This window comes from Janthinobacterium rivuli (assembly GCF_009208735.1).
Lineage (GTDB): Bacteria > Pseudomonadota > Gammaproteobacteria > Burkholderiales > Burkholderiaceae_D > Janthinobacterium.
In genome coordinates this window covers 48,775-69,244 of sequence record NZ_WFLJ01000010.1, presented here as the reverse complement: position 1 = coordinate 69,244, position 20,470 = coordinate 48,775, and the positions used below count along the sequence as shown (strand labels likewise).

20 protein-coding genes are annotated in these 20,470 nt (G+C 63.8%); 9 read left to right on the top strand and 11 right to left on the bottom strand.

Features of this window, described 5'->3' with window-relative positions; all coding sequences use genetic code 11:
- Positions 1–10: 10 nt before the first annotated feature.
- Positions 11–979 carry an IS1595 family transposase gene (locus GCN78_RS14835; protein WP_152252385.1) on the bottom strand — a complete coding sequence of 323 codons (969 nt, stop codon included), beginning with the start codon at positions 977–979 and terminating at the stop codon, positions 11–13.
- A 128-nt stretch (positions 980–1,107) separates the two neighbouring features.
- Positions 1,108–1,287 (bottom strand): hypothetical protein, encoded by a 180-nt coding sequence (locus GCN78_RS14830; protein ID WP_152252384.1) that lies wholly within the window; start codon positions 1,285–1,287, stop codon positions 1,108–1,110.
- A gap of 164 nt (positions 1,288–1,451) precedes the next feature.
- Between GCN78_RS14830 and GCN78_RS14825 the strand changes: the two genes are divergently transcribed.
- Positions 1,452–2,174 (top strand): hypothetical protein, encoded by a 723-nt coding sequence (locus GCN78_RS14825; protein ID WP_152252383.1) that lies wholly within the window; start codon positions 1,452–1,454, stop codon positions 2,172–2,174.
- 2 nt (positions 2,175–2,176) lie between these two features.
- Here GCN78_RS14825 and GCN78_RS14820 read toward each other — a convergent pair whose 3' ends face one another.
- A complete protein-coding gene (locus GCN78_RS14820; protein WP_152252382.1) occupies positions 2,177–2,551 on the bottom strand; it encodes a DUF1294 domain-containing protein in 375 nt (124 codons plus the stop codon).
- 59 nt (positions 2,552–2,610) lie between these two features.
- A complete protein-coding gene (locus GCN78_RS14815) occupies positions 2,611–3,177 on the bottom strand; it encodes a methylated-DNA--[protein]-cysteine S-methyltransferase (protein ID WP_152252381.1) in 567 nt (188 codons plus the stop codon).
- Positions 3,178–3,272: 95 nt separating this feature from the next.
- Here GCN78_RS14815 and GCN78_RS14810 point away from each other — a divergent pair, with 95 nt between their 5' ends.
- Positions 3,273–4,031 (top strand): nucleotidyltransferase domain-containing protein, encoded by a 759-nt coding sequence (locus tag GCN78_RS14810; RefSeq protein WP_152252380.1) that lies wholly within the window; start codon positions 3,273–3,275, stop codon positions 4,029–4,031.
- Between the two features lie 3 nt (positions 4,032–4,034).
- Here the strand turns inward: GCN78_RS14810 and GCN78_RS14805 are convergent, their stop codons facing one another.
- On the bottom strand, positions 4,035–5,849 hold the full coding sequence (locus GCN78_RS14805) for a hypothetical protein (protein ID WP_152252379.1): 1,815 nt from the start codon (positions 5,847–5,849) through the stop codon (positions 4,035–4,037).
- 182 nt (positions 5,850–6,031) lie between these two features.
- Positions 6,032–8,266: a TonB-dependent siderophore receptor gene (locus GCN78_RS14800; protein ID WP_193316744.1), complete on the bottom strand. Its 2,235-nt coding sequence runs from the start codon at positions 8,264–8,266 to the stop codon at positions 6,032–6,034.
- Between the two features lie 325 nt (positions 8,267–8,591).
- Between GCN78_RS14800 and GCN78_RS14795 the strand changes: the two genes are divergently transcribed.
- On the top strand, positions 8,592–9,425 hold the full coding sequence (locus GCN78_RS14795) for a hypothetical protein (protein ID WP_152252377.1): 834 nt from the start codon (positions 8,592–8,594) through the stop codon (positions 9,423–9,425).
- Between the two features lie 3 nt (positions 9,426–9,428).
- Here the strand turns inward: GCN78_RS14795 and GCN78_RS14790 are convergent, their stop codons facing one another.
- The 4 genes from GCN78_RS14790 to GCN78_RS14780 all read right to left on the bottom strand — a co-directional run bounded on the left by GCN78_RS14790 (position 9,429) and on the right by GCN78_RS14780 (position 13,313).
- Positions 9,429–9,827 (bottom strand): bacteriohemerythrin, encoded by a 399-nt coding sequence (locus tag GCN78_RS14790; protein ID WP_152252376.1) that lies wholly within the window; start codon positions 9,825–9,827, stop codon positions 9,429–9,431.
- 320 nt (positions 9,828–10,147) lie between these two features.
- The gene (locus GCN78_RS29350) at positions 10,148–10,303 is read right to left on the bottom strand and encodes a hypothetical protein (RefSeq protein WP_193316743.1); all 156 of its coding nucleotides are present in this window, start codon (positions 10,301–10,303) and stop codon (positions 10,148–10,150) included.
- A gap of 151 nt (positions 10,304–10,454) precedes the next feature.
- Positions 10,455–10,640: a hypothetical protein gene (locus GCN78_RS14785; protein ID WP_152252375.1), complete on the bottom strand. Its 186-nt coding sequence runs from the start codon at positions 10,638–10,640 to the stop codon at positions 10,455–10,457.
- Between the two features lie 135 nt (positions 10,641–10,775).
- Positions 10,776–13,313 (bottom strand): PepSY domain-containing protein, encoded by a 2,538-nt coding sequence (locus GCN78_RS14780; RefSeq protein ID WP_152252374.1) that lies wholly within the window; start codon positions 13,311–13,313, stop codon positions 10,776–10,778.
- A 219-nt stretch (positions 13,314–13,532) separates the two neighbouring features.
- Between GCN78_RS14780 and GCN78_RS14775 the strand changes: the two genes are divergently transcribed.
- The 3 genes from GCN78_RS14775 (at position 13,533) to GCN78_RS14765 (ending at position 16,897) form a co-directional block, all read left to right on the top strand.
- Complete coding sequence (locus tag GCN78_RS14775) at positions 13,533–14,633, top strand: branched-chain amino acid aminotransferase (RefSeq protein ID WP_141168706.1); 1,101 nt, start codon at positions 13,533–13,535, stop codon at positions 14,631–14,633.
- Between the two features lie 73 nt (positions 14,634–14,706).
- The gene (locus tag GCN78_RS14770) at positions 14,707–15,423 is read left to right on the top strand and encodes a ribonuclease T2 family protein (protein ID WP_152252373.1); all 717 of its coding nucleotides are present in this window, start codon (positions 14,707–14,709) and stop codon (positions 15,421–15,423) included.
- 73 nt (positions 15,424–15,496) lie between these two features.
- The gene (locus tag GCN78_RS14765) at positions 15,497–16,897 is read left to right on the top strand and encodes an MFS transporter (RefSeq protein WP_152252372.1); all 1,401 of its coding nucleotides are present in this window, start codon (positions 15,497–15,499) and stop codon (positions 16,895–16,897) included.
- A gap of 2 nt (positions 16,898–16,899) precedes the next feature.
- Here the strand turns inward: GCN78_RS14765 and GCN78_RS14760 are convergent, their stop codons facing one another.
- Positions 16,900–18,534: an acyl-CoA synthetase gene (locus tag GCN78_RS14760; RefSeq protein WP_152252371.1), complete on the bottom strand. Its 1,635-nt coding sequence runs from the start codon at positions 18,532–18,534 to the stop codon at positions 16,900–16,902.
- 139 nt (positions 18,535–18,673) lie between these two features.
- Here GCN78_RS14760 and GCN78_RS14755 point away from each other — a divergent pair, with 139 nt between their 5' ends.
- The 3 genes from GCN78_RS14755 to GCN78_RS14745 all read left to right on the top strand — a co-directional run bounded on the left by GCN78_RS14755 (position 18,674) and on the right by GCN78_RS14745 (position 20,454).
- A complete protein-coding gene (locus GCN78_RS14755; RefSeq protein ID WP_152252370.1) occupies positions 18,674–19,375 on the top strand; it encodes a Crp/Fnr family transcriptional regulator in 702 nt (233 codons plus the stop codon).
- Between the two features lie 62 nt (positions 19,376–19,437).
- Positions 19,438–20,031: a helix-turn-helix transcriptional regulator gene (locus GCN78_RS14750; RefSeq protein ID WP_152252369.1), complete on the top strand. Its 594-nt coding sequence runs from the start codon at positions 19,438–19,440 to the stop codon at positions 20,029–20,031.
- A gap of 24 nt (positions 20,032–20,055) precedes the next feature.
- Positions 20,056–20,454 carry a DUF2946 domain-containing protein gene (locus tag GCN78_RS14745; RefSeq protein WP_226939646.1) on the top strand — a complete coding sequence of 133 codons (399 nt, stop codon included), beginning with the start codon at positions 20,056–20,058 and terminating at the stop codon, positions 20,452–20,454.
- Positions 20,455–20,470 lie beyond the last annotated feature (16 nt).

Genomic DNA, 20,470 nt, shown 5'->3' with positions numbered 1-20,470 from the left:
AAAAAAAGGGCTATGTCACCGTCAAGTGTGGGAATGCGCCCAATGTTGCTTTCAGTAACGTTTCGGGTGAACGGATACGTCTGGCGTCGAGTATCCAGCGCCAGCCCAGGTAGTTTGGCAGGTAGCGCGTCGCCACGCCGTGAAACGGCCTTAACCATTCGCGCAGGCGGCTGTGATACGCATTGACGTTCTGCACATGCGCGGCACCGCGCACGCGGATGCCTGCGCGCAAGTTGACGGCCTGATGGCTGAGGCCCGCCTCCCGCGCAAACGCCCGGTAGGCGGCATGACCATCCGTGACCAGCAGGATATCCTTATCGATGACAGGCAACAAACAGCGGTGCAGCTGCGCCTTCGTCAGTTGCCCTTTACCCATGACGAAATCGAGGGTCTGGCCCGTGCGGTCGCGCGCCACCAGGATGCAGACTTGCTCGTTGGATATGCCGCGCCGTTGCGCATGGCCGCCCCGGCGGCGGGCCGGACGCGTCATCTGCCTGGATCCCTTTTCCGATTCCAGCAGATATAGCTCGTCAGCCTCGGCGATGCCATGCAGGCCATGCGGCCGGTCCGTTTTTGCCAACGATAAAAATCGATGGCGCCAGCGAAACGTGGTGTTGCGGTGTACGCCCAATTGGCTGGCCGCCTGGCGTACCGACCGGGAATCGAGCAGGCAGTCGGCATAATCGAGCCACCGCGATTTATGGCGCAGGCGAGCCAGCGGCGTGCCGGTGAGCGCATTGAAGGTGCGCCCGCAAGGCACGCAGCGGTAGCGCTGCAGGCCGTGCGCATGGCCATGCCGATGCAGGTGGGACGAGTGGCAGGCTGGGCAGGCCAAGCGCGACTGCGCCACGCCCTCCAGCAGCTCGACGGTCGCGTCGTGTGGCGTGTTGCCACGCAGCAGGGCCATGCCCGCCTGCCGCTGGCGCCGATTCAACTGCGCAAACTGCGCGATAAATCTGATCCATTCGGCTGGCTGCATGATCGGCTCCCTGTGTGGTGGGTATGCAGAGTCAGACAGCACCGCCAAGCGAAGATTCCTGTATTTCCCCTATTTGCCGATGACATAGCCAAAAAAAGCCACCGCAAGGGTGGCTGCTGGGGCTTGCGTCAGGATGCTGTCTTGCCGGCCGGTTTGGGGGTGGCAATGGCGATCGGGTCGCTGGCGGGAAAGCTTTCCTTCAGCGCTTCATCGAGCGCTTGCTCGGCATGGCTTTCGCTGGCCGGCGTGGGCGAATCGCGCTCCGGTGGCGGGGCGGGCGTGGTGGCGGCGTTGGTGCTGGAATGCATGGTGATCCCCTTGCGGTGGTGCGCCAGGGGGCCGGAATGGCCGTGGCGCGTGCTGATGCTTTCAGCCTAGCACATCGCGCAAAAAAAGCGCGCCCGCCGCGCCTGCGCAAGGGGGGATGGCCGCGTCTGCTACACTGCGCTCCACTTTTAGCTACGGAACCACCATGACTTCCATCTCCCTGCCGTACCGCGCCACCGCCCTTGAAGCCTGTGCCTGGCTGGCGCAACAGACGGGCACGCCATGGACCCTGGCGCGCCTGCTGGAGCAGGGCGGCTTGCCGTACGTCTGGCTCGACTACAGCGACGCATGTGCCGAATTGTTCCACGACGGCGTGACGCGCTACGCGGCGCCCATCGTGTTCATCGGCGACAAAGAGCACCTGGCGTCGGGCGCGGGCGACGTGTGGCTGCGTTTCACGCGCGACTCTGGCAACATCGCCATCGAACTGAAGGCGCCGGGATTGCGCGTGCCGGTCGATGGCTTGCATTTCCAGGAGCGCGATCTGTTGCGTTTGCTCAAGGAGTTGCAGCATCCCAAGCCGGATCCTGCTGAAGCGGAAAAAACGCCGCCCGCAGTCTTGCCCAGCGCCTTGAAGGGCCTGGCCCGCGAGCAGATTTTGATCGCCTTTGCCGGCGTGGGCAAGGTCGACCTGGACCAGGGGCTGGCCAGCGGCGTGGGCATCTTCGGCGATGACGGCGCGCGCGTGCGCAAGAATTCGCGCGGCGGCAAGAACAGCCATGTGTGGCATCCGGTGACCTTGGCGTTCGGCTTGCACGATGTGCACCGCGTGCCGATGGCGCATTTGAAGAAGGCCTTCGCCACGCAGCCCTTGCTGCGCGAGTGGAAGGCGGACTGGCTGGAATCGCTGCGCCTGCTGGGCGAGTGAGCTTACAGCTCGATGGGTGCCACCTCGGTGCCGATATCGGGCGCCGCGTAATGCATACTGAAATACACGAAGGCGCCGATATTGAGGGCGACCGTGATCCAGAACACGATGCGGAACGAGCGCTTGCTGGACTTGTGGCGCAGCCATTGCTGGGCCAGCACGGCGCCAGGCCAGCCGCACAGCAGCCCCAGCAGCAGCAGGGTGCGCTCCGACGTGCGCCAGCGGCCCCCTTTGGCGGCGGACTTGTCGATCGCATAGGCAACGAAGCAGCTCAGGCTCAGCACGCCATATACGAGGGCGACCAGGGCGGGGATATGGAAAAAGAACGTGGCCAGCAAATACAGAACGACAAAGAACAGGATGGCAAGGTAGGGCATAGGAGGTGTGGTTTTGAGCGGAGGGCGTGAGTATCCCACAAGAGGAGCGATACCGCCGCCTAAAACAAACAGCCTTGCGCCGTATCGACGTGCACGGCGCGGCGGCGGGCGTGGCCCGTTTTCAGCGCTTCGCGGTCGCTGGACAGGGCGATGCCTTCCAGCGCCAACAAGGTTTCCTTCGCATGGAGGCCGCCCGCAAAGCCCGTCAACTCGCCCGTGGCGCCGATGACCCTGTGGCAGGGGGCGATGATGGAAATGGGATTCTTGCCGTTGGCGGCGCCCACGGCGCGCATGGCGGCGGGACGGCCGATCTGGCGCGCGATTTCGCCATAGCTGCGCGTCTGGCCATACGGTATCGTCAGCAGCGCGCGCCACACTTCCTGCTGGAAGGCGGTGCCGGCGAAATCGAGCGGCACCTCGAAGCTCTGGCGCGTGCCGGCGAAATATTCGCGCAGCTGGCGCGCCGTTTCCTGCAGCACGGCGCAACCGTCATCGACGCGCATCGCGCCCAGGCGCACGCGGTTGGGCTTGTCGTTTTCCCACAGGATGGCGGCCAGTGCCGCGCCGCGCGCCACCAGCGTCAGCTCGCCCACGGGCGAGGGCACCACGATGCAATCGTATTCCATGTTGGTTCCTTGATCAGATGGCGCCAGTGTAGCAGGCTGGCGGCAGCCTGCGTATCGCGTGTAGGATAGTGTTTTTTCGCTACGGAGCACTGGCTGTGACAAATATTTCCACCTATGACGAAATCCGCGCCATCGCCGTGCGGCTGGTACGTGAACGCTATCCCACGGCCGTGGCGGCCATCATCGGCGGCTCGTTCGCCACGGGCCGGCAAACGGCCAGTTCCGATATCGACTTGCTGCTGCTGTTCGACCACGTCGACTGCGCCTGGCGCGACACCATCGTGGCCGAGGGGCGCACGGTGGAACTGTTCGCGCACGACCTGGCCACGTTCACGTATTTTTGCAAGGAAATGGATGCGCCAGGCGGCACGGTGCCGCTGGCGAGGATGGTGGTGGAAGGGGAAAACATCCTCGCCGCCGGCGACGCCTACACCCGGCTGCACGCGCTGGCGCACGCCATCGACGAGGCCGGGCCGCCCGTGCTCGACGTGGAGAACTTGCAGCGGCGCCGCTACGCCATCACCACCGCGCTGGAAGACCTGGTCGACAGCACGCAGCCGGGCGAGGCGCTGGCCGTGGCCAGCCAGCTGTACGAAGCGCTTGCCGACCTGCACTTGCGCGCGGCGGGCGTATGGAGCGGCGGCGGCAAGCATCTGTTCCGCCGCCTGCAGGCGTATGACGCCGCCATCGCCGGGCAGCTGGACGGCGCGCTGCGCCTGGTCGCCAGCGACTTGCCTGCCGGCCAGCGCGCGTTCGAGCGGGTCGCCGCCGCCGTGCTGGCGCCCGTGGGCGGCCCCTTGCTCGACGGCTTTACTTTGCCCGCGCCCGCGCACTGGCGCAGCGAAGGGGGATGAGTCTTACTGCTGTGGCCAGCGCTGCGGATAATGCTGCTTGATGTAGTCGGCGACGGCTTTCACGTCGGCATAGCCGGCATTGCCGCGCCAGGCCGTGTACATGAAGCCGTTGACGCCTGTCACGCCATTGCTTTCCGCCTGCGCCAGTGCCTCCATCCAGGAATACACGTTGCCGGTTTCGATGGCGCGGTCGTCATAATAGCCGGCGATCATTTGCCGATGCCCGAGACCATGGAAGAATTCCAGCGATGCCTTGCGCTTGGCGGTTCCTTGATCGCTCCAGTTGACGATGACCGTCGTCGCTTTCAAGCCTAGCCATGAGTTGCTGAGGTCGCCATTGACGGCCCAGTATTTCGGAATGGCGTTCATCTTCGGATCGAACATGTCATTCCACACATACAGTTCCAGATTCGGATACGCTTGCAGCAGGGTTTCTTGGTGTTTCTCGATCATGTCCGCCAAGTATTTGCCGGCCGTGATGTTGCCGCAGGCCGGGTCCCAATTCATGACCCGGTTCTCGTCGTAGTAAAGAAAGAATTTCTGTGGCGCCGATAAGAGCGCGTAAGTCTTGTCGAAGTATCTTTGTTGAATATCAAAGAATTTTTCGTGGCAGGCGCTGGCCGGAGTTGTCCACATCGACGTCATATTCTGGCCAGATTGATAGGAGGACACGCGAAGTATCTGGCCTTCCCTGATCGTGCTATTGGCCGGAATTGACAAGGACTCCATGCCAACGATGTAATCTGCCGGTGTCTGGCCATCGCTATTCCACTCGGCATAGCTGATGCTGCCATCGGCGGACGTCACACTGATCGGCAGCGATTGTGGGTCGCGTCTGATAGTGTGGGCAAGGCCGATTTCGCGGATTTCGACATCATCCAGCCAGGCAAGTCCACCAGGGTTGCTGCCATTGCCCTCACTCATGAAATATAACTTCAAGCTGGAATTGTTGCCGCTGTTGAAGTCCAGGTTGTATTGCTTCCAGCCTTGGTTTGCCTCGAGAGTATTTCCACTGGAATTCCATTCACCGTTGCTCGTACCCCAACCCAGGCGCGCATCCGTATTGAAATACATGGGCGTTGCTTCCTCGCCATAAATACGGATGTTGAGAGGAGCATTATAGTTTTTGGTCGCGATCCAGAAGGACATGCGATATGCCGCATGCGGCCGTACATTCGACAGGGTACGCAGCAGGCGCGCGCGATTGGTCTGGCTGACTTGCGTGAATTTGACGGAGGTCTGGCCCGAGTGTGCTTCGATGGTATCGTACGCAAGGCCGCCGACATTTTTCTCGATCAAATCCCAGGCCGCATCGCGTTTTTCAAAGCTGCTGTCGCTGTTGATGATCTGGCCCTTCGGAACGGCGCGTCCATCGTGCACGATGAAAAGCGTATCTTTGACAGGCAAGGCTTCAATCAAATCAGGCGCGACTTTGGCGGGCATTTCCGGGCCGCCGCCAACTGGTATCAGCTCGATACCGTTTTCTTGGGCCACTCGCACGATTTGCGCATAGTTCGGATAGTAATCGGGGGGCGGAGCGGTTGCGCTCAGCATGCTGGCGAACGAGCCGTTGGCGCCAGGATTGAAGGCTATGCCGTTGTAGCCTTCTGCCTTGGCCAGATGTATCAGTTCGATGACTTTGTTGAAACTGGCATCAGCCGTGGAAGCTGCCGCCGTAATATTGCCGCCAAAATAAATCCAGCGTTTTTCAAAGCAGTTCGTGCAAGGTGGCGTCGCCGCGTTTGCGGAAACCAGGGGCAGCACGCTGGCGCATAGCGTCGCCAGCGCCGTCCAGATAATCGTCTTTTTCACTTTCATCAGATATCCCTGTTTTAAATTTTTGATAATATCAAAAAATTATCAATGCAGGGATGTGTTCATGGATGATGATTGCCTATTTGGATTCCATATCAATGCATGCGCTATCGCGCAAGCCATTGCCATTCAAGGCACGGCGGACAGGACCGCGTCCGCCGTGCCGGCGCTGCTGCTACGATTCTTTAAAACGCCGTGCGCACGGCCAGGCTGATGTTGCGCGGTTCGCCCCAGAACACGCCGTCAAAGAAGCCCACGTTGCGGTAGTACTTTTTATCGAGCAAGTTATTCACGTTCAGCTGCACGCTGGCGTGGCGGTTGATGGCATAGCTGGCCATGGCGTTGACCAGTGCATAACCGGCCTGCGGGATGTTCGTCATCTCGCTTGACGGCGGACGGCCGTACCACGATTCGCTGTAGGTGGCGCTTTGCGCCGTCATGCTGGCGCCCGCTTTCAAGCCGGCCAGCCTGCCGTCGAAACGGTAGCTGGTGGCCAGGCGCAGCAAATGGCGCGGCTGTGTGGTGGCGGCGCGGCGGCCATCGGCCTCGGCCGCGTGCAAATAGGTATAGCCGCCGCTCGCTTCCCAGCCGGCAGTTAACTGGCCGGAAACGTCGAATTCGACGCCCTTGGCCGTCACGCCGGCGCCGTTGGCCACCATGGCCTGGCCGCCGTCGGGTAGCAGGAAGCCGGGCGGCACGGAACGGTCGAGTTCCGCCAGATTCTTTTTCTGCGTGTGGAACAGGGCGGCGGACGCGTTCAGCTTGCCTTCATAGAATTCGCCCTTGATGCCCAGTTCCGCATTGTCGCCAGTTTCCGGCGCCAGGAAACGGTTGTTGCGGTCCTTGCTCGATTGCGGGTTGAACAGCTGCGTGAAGCTGGCGTAGGCGGAATACTGCTTGTTGATGTCGAACACGGCGCCCACATAGGGCGTCACTTCATTGCGCGTTTCCGCGAAATCGCCGCTGCCCGTGTACACGCCTTGCGTGTTGTAGCTGCGCGTATCCGTGCGATAGGTGCTGCTGCGCGCGCCGATGATCAGGTGCAGCGGGTCGGCCAGGCTCAAACGCGTGGCCACATAGCCGCCCGCCAGGCGCGTGACGGTTTCCGTGTGCGAGCCGTCCGGGTGGAACACGGGGCGGGGGATGTTGCCCGTCCAGCTGCGGTAATCAGGGATAAAGTCCGGGTAATTGATTTCCGCTTCGCCGCCCAGTGAGCGTGAGCGCTGGTTGCCGCCGTTCCAGCCTGCAATGGCCGTGTGCTTGCGCCCCAGCAAGGTGAAGGGGCCGCTGGCGTACAAGTCGAAATTGTCGCCTGTGTTCTTGCCCGCACCCCAGGCGCCCGTCCACAGTTTCATGCCTTCGCCCGTGGCGGGATCGGGATAACCCTTGCCCGCATAGAGAACGGTGGTGCGGTTCGTGCTTTCCGTGCGCGCATAACCGAGGTGCATGTTCCAGTTGCCGGGCAGGCGCTGGTCCAGCGAGGTGAATAGCGTGTGCTGCTTGTTGGCCCAGGTGCTCCATGGCGTCGTCCAGCTGGTGTTGCGTGGCAAGTTCGCCAGGCTGCCGTCCGCGTTCCAGTAGGGCACGGCGCCCCAGGTGGCGCCCGTCGGCGTGTTGTCCTGGAAGTCGACGCCGGCCGTCAGCAGGGTGCCGGGGCGCACGTCCGCCTCGAGGATGACCATGCCGACCGTCTTGCGCTCGTGATACATGTCCAGGTAGGAATCGCGCTTTTGCCAGGCCAGGGCCGTGCGCGCGCGCACGCTGCCCTCCGCGTTCAGCGGCGTGGACAGGTCGGCTTCGAGGCGCTGGTCATCCCAGCGGCCCATGATGAGGCCGGCGCTGGCCTGGAATTCCTTGGTCGGCCGCTTGCGTATCATATTGATGGTGGCCGACGGGTCGCCCGTGCCGCCCATCAGGCCGGTGGCGCCGCGCACGACCTCGATGCGGTCGTACAAAATCGTGTCTTGTAGCGGCGCATTGCCGCCGCGCGCCATGCCGTCGATCTGGAGATTGTTGATGCCGAAGCCGCGTGCATAAAAGGTCGTGCGCTCCGTGTCATTCTGGCCCACCTGAATGCCCGTCGTCTGCGCCAGCGCCTGGTCCAGGCGCACGGCGCCCAGGTCGTCGAGCAACTGGCGCGTGATGACGCTGACCGATTGCGGCGTCTCGCGCAGGGACAGGTCCATGCGCGTGGCGCTGCGCGCTTCGCCTGTCGTGTACGACTGCGTGCCTTCCGTGCTGGCCATCGACTGGCCCAGCACGGTGACGGCCGGCATGGTGACGTCGGTCGCGCCGGCATCGGCGGCCTGTGCCGGCAGGACTGTGCCGGCGGCAAAACTGAGCAGGCTGATGTGTAATAAACGGGGGAGGGGGCGCAAGACGGGCCGGGGAGAAGAAGAGAAGACTGTCATCGATTGCATCATTTTCCTGGAATATTTTAGTCGTGGTTTTTCCTATCTCGTCTGGCGAGGTGCGCAGTAGCTGGGGGGATGGCGTGACGCTGGCCCGTGGTCTGGCTTGGATAGCAGTTCCACCGCAAGGCCCGGCGCGTGCGGGCAGTGGAAAAGAAGGGCGCGCGATTCCCTTCATTTATGTGAATAAGAATCATTATCAATATAAGTGTTATTTGCCAAATAATCAAGCGTGCGCACCAACACAGTGCCGGCGAGCCCGGAGTGACGCGCAGGCTGGCCTTCTGCGATAATGCGGGGGCTGACAAAATATTTTCCTTATTGAAAGAAATGCATGCGTACATGGATCGCTTGTGCAGGATGGTTGTGTGTCGTGTCGCTGGGCCAGGCCCAGGAACACGCGCCGCCGCCGGCTGTTCCCGCGCCGCTGCAGAGCGCCAGCGTGCCGCCCACCATTGATACCGTGCCCGTCACTTCTGCTGCGCCGATGGCGAGCGCGGAGGAAGCCTTGCCTCCGCAAACGGTGACGGTCACGGCCAGCAGCGACGCCAAGGCGCCGCGCGTGCGCTTCACGGCGTACCGCGAAAGTTATCTGACGGCCAGGAAGGTGTGGCAAGTGTCGAGCGGCAGCGTGGTCATGGCCCTGCGCCTGATTCCGGCCAAGCTGAGCGCCACCATCGATGACGTGCGCGTGGCCCTGCAAGGCAATGGCGCGCCGATACCGGTCAAGGTGTCCGACGGCGGCGTGTTTGTCGTGCCGCTCAACGAAGACATCGCCGCGCAGGACGGTACGTTCCTGGTGAACAAGGGCAGGGGCGAGCTGACGGCGAATATCGTGCTCCAGCCGTCCGTGGCGCGCGATGCCTGGAACGTCACGCGCGTGGGGCAAGTTCTGCGCGACGCGCGGCGCGCCGTGCGGGCCATCACGCCGTGGTACAAGCGGCCGTTCGCCAGCGACGTGCAATCGCTGGCGTTTTGCGCGGCCGAGCGGGGCAGCGCCTTGCAGTTGATGGATGGTGAGCAGCTGATCGCCACCTTGCCGATGAACGAACCGGCCGTCAACGACATCAGCCAGCCCGTGTTTTGCAAGATTTTCGACGGCGAAGACAAATACCCGGGACACTACCGCGTGGTCCTGCCCGAGCACGCCACGGTGCTGCTGCTGTAGCGTCTAGTTGGGCTGGCGCTGCACCAGTTCCAGCGCCGCCGCCAGGGCCAGGTCCATGGTGGCCTGGTGGAAGATCAGCCATTGCGGCAACAGCGACAGCGCATGGCGCCCCTGTTCCAGGTCGCCTTCATCGACGGCGGCCCAGGCATGGTGCAAGCCGCTCAGTACGCGCGCATGCTGTTCGCGGTGGTTGGCCAGCGAGGGAAAGGCGATTTGTTCCATCAAATCCTCTTCCTCGCGGAAATCGCGCTCGACGGCCGCGATCAGCTCGCGAAACGCCACGCTGAAATGCTGGTCGCTCAATTTCCCCAGCCGTGCCAACTCGTGAAACAGCGCCTCATGCGCCTCGTCAATGGCGGGCACGCCCAGCGCCATCTCGTCTTTCCAATCCGATTCACCCATGCCGACGCTCCCGGTTAAGTCCGTCGCGGCGCGATGCGGACTGTTCCAGTTTGGGCGCAGCGAAGGGGTAAATCCATGATCTGGATCAAAAATATGGTGAAGAGGGGAACAAGAAAACACGGCAAAAGCAAATGGATGGAGGAAAAAATTCCCACCCGCAACAAAGCGGTTTTTAACGATGCGGCATGTTGCCGAGCGCCGCTGAAAAACGCCGCTGGCAAGGCGCCGTGCCGAAGGCAGTACGAATGTACGACGAGGCACGGCAACGCAGTCAGCGACGTTTTCTCAGCCGCGCGTCTTATTGTTCTCAGCCGCGCGCCTTATTGCTTGGGCCAGTGGGCCCACATGCCTTGCGCATCGACATTCGGCACCTGCAATTGCTGCCCGGCCGATGTTTGCATCGTATCCCGCAACACGAGGGGTACGAGCAGCAGGGCCGACAGGGCGAGGCAGGCCAGCACTTTGAGCGTCAACATGGTCGTCTCCCGGTGTCCCGGCGGCGGCGCGGGGATGCGGCGCCTGCCGGTCACTTTCTTATGTACTACCATGCTTGCAGTTTAGTTCATCTGATTGTAACTTCAACTTATTGCTGTGATGCACCGCACCAGTTCGCCTGGTGCCAGGCGCTTACTTGGCCTTGCGGCTGCGCCTGGGCTTGCCTGCCTGTGGCAGGAAAGAATCGAACCACACTTGCGTCAATTGTCGCGTGTTTTTCGCCGCTTCGCGCTTGACGGCGGCCGTGGCGTGGCCGCGCGCCGTGTTGGCGATGCGGTTGGCGGCGCTCAGGTACATGCTCATCCAGGGGTTTTTCATGGGGTGCCTCGCAAACGGTGGGTGGCGCGGCGGGCAGGTCGCCATGCCGCGATGTCCCCACTGTAGTCCGATGGCTGGCGCTGACTGTGCGCCTGCCCACATAGCCGGGCGGCGCCGGGTGCGGGTTGAGGCGGATCAATACACGTCGCGGCGGTAGCGTCCGGCCGCCAGCAGGGCGTCGAGACCCTCCTGGCCCAGTGCTTCTTGCAGGACAGCATCGATTCCTGCCGCCATGCCGTGCAGGCTGCCGCACACGTAGACGATGGCGCCTTGCGTCAGCCAGTCGCGCAGCTCGCCGGCGTTGGCGCGCAGGCGGTCCTGCACGTATTCACGTTTGCCGCCATCCTTGCCATCGCGCGAAAAGACGCGGTCCAGGCGCCCAAGGTGGCCGGCGTCGCGCCAGCCTTGCAACTCTTCATCGCAGATGCTGTCAAAAGCTTGCTGGCGTTCGCCGAACAGCAGCCAGTTGCGGGCCAGTCCCGCCCGCTGGCGTGCGCGCAGGTGCGCACGCAGGCCGGCCAGGCCGGAACCGTTGCCGATATAAATGCAGGGCACGTCCACCAGGGCGGGCGCGAAGGCGGGATTGGCTTGCAGGCGCAAACGGATGGGGCTGCCCAGCGGGGCGTAGCGCGTGAGCCAGCCGGAACAGACGCCATGGCCCTCGTTCTCGCCGCCCGCATGGCGTTCCTGGCGCACCAGCAATTGCAGTTCGCCATCGGACGGCAGCGACGCGAGCGAATAGCTGCGCGGCGCGTGCTGTGCATGCTGCGCGTCGCCCTCGCTGCCATCGGCGTTGCACGCGATGATTTCCGCCAGCGCGCCCGCTTCCCAGGTGGCGCCGGCCGGGCCCGTCAAGGTGATTTCATGCAGCTCGCCGCCCAGGCTGCCCGGATTGAGCAGCACGCGGCGCGTCAGGCGCCACTCGGCATACGACGCTTCTTCCTGCACGCCGATGGCGTCGATGGCGCTGCCGCTGCAGCGGGCCAGCGCTGTGGACCAGTCGGCCAGCGCTTGCGCGTCGTGCTTGTCCACTTCGATCAAGGGGAACAAGGGCGCGGCGCCCAGCGCTTGCAACTGCTGCGCCAACGCATTGCCGAAGCCGCAGAAGGCGCTGTAATGGCGGTCGCCCAGGGCCAGCATGCCGAATTCCAGGCCCGCCAGCGGCATGCCCGAGGTTTGCTGCAGCAGGCGCGCGAAGCGGCGCGTGCCGTCCGGCGCCTCGCCGTCGCCAAAGGTACTGGCGACGATCAGGGCCCGTTCGTACTGGCGCAACTGCGCGGGATCAAAACGGTCCAGCGACTGCACGTCGACGGCCACGCCCGCCTGCTGCAGGGCGCGCGCGCTTTCCAGGGCCAGGCGCTCGGCCTGGCCCGACTGGCTCGCGTAGGCTACCAGGGTCGGCAAGCCCGTGTTCGCCTGGCCTGGCGCGCCGGCGCCCAGCAGGGCGCGCTGCGCCTGCACAGCTCGCTTAGCCTTGCGGCGGCCCAGGTACAACATCCAGCCCGTGATGGCGAACAGGGGCAGGCCCAGGCTGGCGAGAGTAACGATGATGCGGCCCGGCAAACCGAAATACGTGCCCATGTGCAGCGGATAAATGATGTTGACGAGGCGCGCGCCCAGCGCTTGCTGGCTGTACGGTTCGTTTTCCGTCACCGCGCCGTCGGCCGCTGCAATGCTCAGGCGGCTGCGCGCCCGCTCGTGCGGCGCATCGCTGGCCAGCCACGTGAATTGCACGGCTTCGCCAGGACGCACGGGCAGGCGCATGCTGGCCAGGGTCCAGCCGGGGGCGTGCCGCTGGAAGCTGCTCCAGGCCAGGCCGACGTCGACGGCGGGCGCCTTTTCCTTGACGCCGCCCTTTTTCGCGGGCGCCTGTGCCATCCTTGGCGGCTTGCCGGCCCAGGCGTCGATATTGTCGCGCACCACGTCATAGCTCCAATAGATGCCAGTCAGGGTCAGCGCCACGTAGACCACCAGGCACCAGGTGCCGGCCACGGTGTGCAGATTCCACAGGAAGGAGCGGCCTTTCAAGGCAGGGTCGAAGGTCAGCCAGGTGCGCCAGTCCAGCGGGCGGCGGGGCCAGCGCAGGTACAGGCCCGAGAATGCCAGGCCCAGCAGGCACAGGGCCAGCGCGCCCGCCACTTGCCGGCCCGGATCGCGGGGCAGCAGCAGCCAGCGGTGCAATGACTCCGTCCACTCGAAAAAGCCCGCGCCCGTCAACGCCGGCTGGGTCGCGCCCGTGTACGGGTGCAGATAGACGGACTCGCCGCGCCGCTGGCCATTCTTCGGCGCGAAGAAGACGCGGGGCGCCGCGCCCGCCTCCGCATACAGGGTGATCGAGGCGACGCGCTGGCTGTGCTCGGCCGCCGCGATGTTGCTCAGCTGGGCCGGCGTGAGCGGCGCGCGCGTTTCCACGGCGACATGGCGCACCCCGGGGTTCATCAGGTCGAGCAATTCATCCTTGAAGGCCAGGGTGGCGCCGCTCAAGCCGATGATCACCAGCACCGTGCCGGCCGTGATGCCGATGAACCAGTGCAGCTGGAACCACAGCTGCTTCCAGTTCCAGTGCCAGCGCCGTTGTGGCGGGTTGGCGGCAAGCTGGCGCTGCTGGCTGGTCTGCGGCGCCTCGTCGACGCTGGCGCGCGGCAGGGAGTGTGGAAGGGAGGAGGTCGTCATGGCGGCTTTCGAAAGCGCCGCCATGCGGAGCGTCGGGCATGGCGGGGAAGAAGGAAGGCTGATATATTAACGCAAACGAGAATCATTCGCAAATGATGATGCCGTTCATCGCGCAGCGGGGCTGCCGTCTTGCCCGCCTTGTCCGGCCATCCGCGTTTGCCTGATCGGGCGCCAGAGGCGCTACAATAGGGATACTGTTCACTAGTTCCCATTGCTGCCATGACCACTTCCACACCGAATCTCGTCGTCACCCCATCCGCCCACCCCTTGTCCGACGCCGAACGCGCCGCGCGCATGGTCAATCCCGCCTTCGGCCGCATCTTCACCGACCACATGGTGGTGATCCCTTACCGCGACGGCAAGTGGCAGCAGGGCGAACTGAAGGCTTACGGCCCTTTGATGCTGGACCCGTCCGCCTCGTCGCTGCACTACGGCCAGGCCATCTTCGAAGGTTACAAAGCGTTCGCGCAGCCTGACGGCAGCATCAAGACTTTCCGTCCAGAACAAAACGCGGAACGTTTCAACCGCAGCGCCGCGCGCCTGGCCATGCCGGCCATTCCTGTCGAGCTGTTCCTGGAAGCGGGCGACGCGCTGATCGCGCAAGACCGCAACTGGGTGCCGAAGAACACGGGCGAGAGCCTGTACATGCGTCCGCTGATGATCGCCACCGATCCCTACCTGGGCGTGCGTCCATCGGAAGAATACCTGTTCGTGCTGTTCGCCTCGCCGGCTGGCGCCTATTTCCCGAAAGGCGTGAAACCCGTCACCGTGTGGATCAGCGAAGACTTCGTGCGCGCCGCACCGGGCGGCACGGGTGAAGCCAAGTGCGCGGGCAACTACGCGGCCAGCCTGATGGCCCAGTCGCAAGCGCAAGAGAAAGGTTGCGACCAGGTCGTGTGGCTGGACGCCGTGCACCGCGAATTCATCGAGGAAATGGGCGGGATGAATCTGTTCTTCGTCTACAAGGATGGCGAGAAGATCACCGTCGTGACGCCGGAACTGACGGGCACCTTGCTGCCAGGCATTACTCGCCGTAGCCTGCTGGAAATGGCGAAAGACCTCGGCTATGCGACGGAAGAGCGTAAATTGTCCGTCCAGCAATGGCGCGACGACATCGCCTCGGGCCGCATGACCGAAGTGTTCGCCTGCGGCACGGCCGCCGTCATCACGCCCGTGGGCGTGGCCAAGGCCAATGGCTTTGAAATGACGATCAACAATAATGAAAACGGCGCCGTCACCCTGGCCCTGCGCGAAGCGCTGCTGGGCTTGCAGCATGGCACGGCACCGGATACGCATGGCTGGATGCATAAAGTTTGCTGATGCACTTGCTTGATTGATTGATACCGCGCCGGCACTCAGTTGCCGGCGTTTTATATTCTGAAAGGAAAACCCTATGCAATTGAGAACTGTCATGCCGGCCTTGGCCGCCGTTTTGCTCAGCCTGTCCGCTGGCGCCGTCCATGCGGCCGATGCCACGTGCGCCATTCCGCGCAACGTCAGTTACTACGATTACGACGTCAAGCCGTCGGACGAGAAAAACACGTGCTACAAGCAAAGTACCAACGTGCCCACCGATTACTTTATGCTGGCGCTGTCGTGGTCGCCAGGCTTTTGCGACAGCCAGCGCCGCCGTGGCGCCGTGTCGAAAAAGGCCGGCTTCCAGTGCGCCGAGAGCAACCAGTTCGGCTGGATCGTGCATGGCCTGTGGGCGCAGTCGAATAATCCCGCCTCGTGCGAAGACATTTCCGTGACGCCGCCGCGCAAGACGGACTTGCACCCGCGCTATTGCAAGGGCAATTTGCCGAAGCTGGCGCCGTCCGACATCCTGCCCTATATGTGCATGCAGCCGGGCGAAGCCTTGCTGCAGGGCGAATGGGAAAAGCATGGCGCCTGCGATTTCGATACGGCCAAGCAGTATTTCGAGAAGGAACGCGAACTATTCCAGGCCCTGACATTGCCGGATTCCACCATGCCGAAAAACGAGTTGTTCCAGTGGATGAAGCAACACAATCCGCAGCTGAAGGGGCGCTGGCTCGGCTATGAAAAGCATACGGGGGAACTACGCATCTGTTACTCGAAAGACTTCAAGGTCATCGATTGCCAGAAGTAAGCTGGCCTGTCCTGCAGGTTTATTACATACATGTTAGTGTATTGGCCGGATCAGCAAGATGAACAGGTAGTGTATGCAGCACACGCAACCAGTGATGGTGGGCGAGGATGGCTTGCCCCCCGGCGCCCGTGGATGGGCCATGCTGGCGCTGGCCATCGGCGTCGGTATGGCCTCGCTCGATACGGCGATCGCCAACACGGCCTTGCCGGCCATCGCCAGCGAGTTGCACACGACGCCGGCCGCCTCCGTCTGGATCGTCAACGTGTATCAGCTGGCCATGGTGGCGACCCTGCTGCCGTTTTCCGCTCTCGGTGAAATCGCCGGCTACCGGCGCGTGTTTATCGCGGGCATGCTCCTGTTTACTGTGGCCTCGCTCGCCTGCGCGCTGGCCTGGGCCTTGCCGTCGCTGGTGGTTGCGCGCTTGTTCCAGGGCGTCGGCGCCAGCGCCATGATGAGCGTCAACACGGCGCTGCTGCGGGCCCTGTATCCGAAACACTTGCTGGGCCGCGCGTTCGGCAACAATGCGCTGGTGGTGGCCGTCGCGTTCGCCATCGGGCCCACGGCCGCCTCGCTGATCCTGGCGACGGCGTCGTGGCCATGGCTGTTCGCCATCAATGTGCCGCTGGGCGTGGCCGGCTTTTTCCTGGCCAGCCGCATGCTGCCGGCGACCAAGTTGTCCGGCCATACGCTTGATGCGCGCACGGCGCTGTACAACGTGGGCGCCTTCGGCTTGCTCATTTTGCTGTTCGGCGACGCGGCCCACCATGCCGCCTTGTCGACCTTGCTGCCGGAACTGGTCGCCGTGGTGATTTTCTTTGTTTTGCTGCTGCGCCGCCAGGCGGGGCATGCGGCGCCCATGCTGCCGATCGACCTGTTCCGTCGTCCCCTGTTTTTGCTGTCGTCGCTGACGGCCATCTGCACGTTTGCCGCGCAAGGGCTGGCCTTCGTCTCGCTGCCATTCTATTTTGAAATCACCCTGGGCCGTTCGCCCGTCGAGACGGGTTTCCTGATGACGCCGTGGGCCGCGCTGGTGGCCGTGATGGCGCCCGTGGCGGGGCGCCTGAGCGACCGCTATTCGCCGGGCGTGCTGGGCGGCATCGGCCTGGCGGCGCTGGCCGGCGGCTTGCTGACCCTCGTGTGGATACCGGGCCACCCGAGCGCGTTCGACATCGGCTGGCGCATGGCCTTGTGCGGCATCGGTTTCGGCTTTTTCCAGGCGCCCAATCTGAAAGCCATCATGGGCAGCGCGCCGCCCGAGCGGGCCGGCGGCGCCAGCGGCGTGGTGGCCACCTCGCGCCTGATCGGGCAAGCGACGGGCGCGGCGCTGGTCGCGTATTGCTTCACGGTTTCCGCCAGCCGGGGCACGACGTATGCGCTGTGCCTGGCGGCAGGCTTCGCCGCCGTGGCCAGCATCGCCAGCTTCTCGCGCCTGGTGGTGGCGCAGCCGGCGTGGCTGACAGGCAAGGGCAGCTAAGCCTAGACGTCGATGGCCTTGTCCGACTGCATGCGCTTGCGCAATTCGAACTTCTGGATCTTGCCCGTCGATGTGCGGGGCAGGGGGCCGAAATAAATGGCTTTCGGCACCTTGAACCCGGCCAGGTTGTTCTTGCAGAAGGCGATCAATTCCGCTTCCGTCACCGTGCCGCCCTCGCGCAGCTCGACGAAGGCGCACGGCGTCTCGCCCCATTTCTCGTCCGGCTGGGCGATGACGGCGGCGGCCAGCACTTGCGGGTGGTGGTACAAGGCGTCTTCGACTTCCACGCTGGAAATGTTCTCGCCGCCGGAAATGATGATGTCCTTGCTGCGGTCCTTCAGCTTGATATAGCCGTCCGGATACATGACGCCCAGGTCGCCCGTGTGGAACCAGCCTCCCGCGAACGCTTCCTGCGTCGCCTTTTCATTTTTTAAGTAACCCTTCATGCAGATGTTGCCACGGAACATGATCTCGCCGATCTGTTCGCCGTCGGCCGCCACGTGCTGCATGGTTTCCGGGTCGATCACGGCGACGGCGCTTTGCAAATGGTAGCGCACGCCCTGGCGCGATTTGAGTACTGCGCGCTCTTCCTGGCTCAAGGCCGCCCACTCGTCCTGCTCGGCGCAGATGGCGGCCGGACCGTACACTTCCGTCAAACCATACGAGTGGATCAAGTCAAAACCCATGGCTTCGATCTTCGCCACCATGGCGGCCGGCGGCGGCGCGCCGGCCACCATGCCGCGCACGGTCCAGTCGATTCCGTCGCGCCAGTTGGCCGGCGCGTTGGCCAGGGCCGCATGCACGATGGGCGCCGCGCAATAGTGGGTGATGCGCAATTCGCGCATCAGGTCGAACACGAGTTTCGGTTCGAACTTGCGCAGGCACACGTTCACGCCCGCGCGCGCGGCGATGGTCCACGGGAAGCACCAGCCATTGCAGTGGAACATGGGCAAGGTCCACAGGTAGACGGCATGCTTGGGCATGTCCCATTCCAGGATGTTCGACAGGGCGTTCAACGCCGCGCCCCGGTGGTGGTAAACGACGCCTTTCGGATCGCCCGTGGTGCCGGACGTGTAGTTGAGGGCGATGGCGTCCCATTCGTCCTCCGGTGGCTGCCAGTCGTAGTCGGGGTCGCCGCTGGCCAGCAAGCTTTCATAGTCGAGGTCGGAAAAAGCACCCACTTCCGGTCCCAGCACGTCATTGACCTGGATCACGCGCAGGCCGGGAATCTGCGCCGCCATCTGGCGCGCCAGCTCGGCGAATTCCGTGTCGGCCAGCAAGACTTTCGCCTGGCCATGGCGCAGCATGAAGGTCAGCGAGGCCAGGTCGAGGCGGATGTTGAGGGCATTGAGGACGGCGCCGGCCATCGGGACGCCGAAGCTCGCTTCCACCATGGCGGGGGTGTTCGGCAACATGACGGCCACCGTGTCGCCCGTGCCCACGCCCAGCTTGATCAAGCCGGAGGCCAGGCGGCGCGTGCGCGCATACGTTTCGCGCCACGTCTGGCGTACGGCGCCATGTGCAATTGCCAGGCGATTACCATATACTGCCGCTGCCCTGGCGATATAGTCGAGCGGGGTGAGGGCCGCGTAGTTGGCGCTGTTTTTGCCGAGGCCGGTATTGAAATCAGGTGTCATGCTTGTCTCCTGTTAAATAAAATTCTGCGGCTCCCTGTTTCGGGATTGATACCGGTTAGCATAGCACCGGTGCTGGAAAATCACTGTCATCTTAGTGACAACTGCGGTGACAGGTGACGAGTGACAACAGAAGGATGAAATGGATAGCAACGATAGTGTAGAGCGTGCCGTGCCCGAACTCGACAGCCACGACTGGTTCACGGCCCTCGATACCCGGCATCAGGCCCTGTTGCGCGCTGGCAGCGTGCTGCGGCATTACGAGGCGGGCGCCTTCATCACGCGGCGCGGCGAACCGTCGGCGCACTGGATCGGCGTGCACACGGGCTTGATCAAGCTGGCCGTCTACAATGCCGACGGGCGCGGCGCCACGTTTTCCGGCGTGCCGGCGGGCGGCTGGTGCGGCGAGGGTAGCGTGCTCAAGCGCGAATTGCGCCGCTACGACGTGGTGGCCGTGCGCGCATCGAGCATCCTCCTCGTGCCGGTGGACCTGTTCCATCTGCTGCTGGCCGAGAGCCTGTCCTTCAATGCCTTCGTCATCCGCCAGCTGAACGAGCGCATGGGCCAATTCATCGCCACCATCCAGAACCAGCGCCTGCTGGCCGTCGACGCGCAAGTGGCGCAAGCGATCGCGCAGCTGTTCCACCCCATGTTATATCCGCGCACCTCCAGCGTGCTTGAGCTGTCGCAGGAAGAAATCGGCTTGCTGACCGGCATTTCGCGCCAGCGCGTGAACCAGGCGCTGGGCCATCTGGCCGAACTAAAGCTCATCAGCATCGCCTACCAATCCATCCGCGTGGTCGACCTCGATGGCTTGCGCCGTTATGGCGTGGCGTCGCTGTGATGACAGACTGCTTGCGCGATGTGTGGCATGCTGACGGCTCGTTCACCATCTTGACCTGACGCATGGCCCTCGTTTCCGATCATCCCTTGCACTTGCTGGGCTTGCGCTTTCCGCTCAGGCTGCGCGTCACCGTGCGCCAGGGTTTTGTGACCTTGCACAATGAAATCACCACCAAGAAGCTGGCCAGCGGCGACAGTTTCGTCGTGCCCGCCTTCTTGCGCTTCGCCTGCGACGTGATGCCGGGGCGGGGCAAGCCGGCCGTGTTCACCCTGGCGCTGGAAGGCGAGGAAACGGAGGGGGGCCACGGCGGCGGCAAGCGCTGGAGTCAGGCGCTGGCGCAGCACATCTTTGATACGCCGCAAGGCAAATGGACGGCGGCGCGCCTGGCGGCCCTGTGGCAAGTGACGCCGCACAAGGCCAGGGCGCGCCTGTTTTCCGAGGGCGAGGCGTTGCTCAGTCTGGTGCGCGAGCAGCGCCTGGCGCACGCGCTGCACACGGCGGCGCAGGCGGGCGCCGACGGCGTGCATGGCGAGCGCGACCTGGCGCAAGTGGCGGCCGGCTCCGGCTTCGCCTCGATCCCCGCGTTTTGCGACGCCTGCGTGGACGTGGCCGGCGTGCGTCCCAGCCTGTTCCTGCGCGGGCCGGCGCCCGGATAGCCGGACTCCGTTATAATCGGGGCCATGGGATCATTATTGAAGCGCAAACAGTGGCATATGTGGTTCGCCTGCCTGGCGATACTGCTCAATGCGCTGTCGCCATCCCTGTCGTATGCATTTGCCTCGTTGCACGCGAACGCGAACAATGCCGCCGTCGACATTTGCTCGGCCAGCGGCGCCGTCTACACGCAAGCGGACCTGGCGCCGGCCGCCAAGTCCACCACCGATTCCGTGCTGCACCACATCGAGCATTGCCCGTTCTGCATGAGCCATGCGGGCAGCGTGGGCTTGCCGCCATCGTCGTCATCGATGCTGGCCGTCATCACGGGCCACGATCACTATCCGCCCCTGTTCTGCCAGGCGCCGCGGGCGCCGTTCGCGTGGCTGGCCGCCAGCCCGCGCGGCCCCCCTGTTGCTGCCTGAACGCAGCAGTCACGCC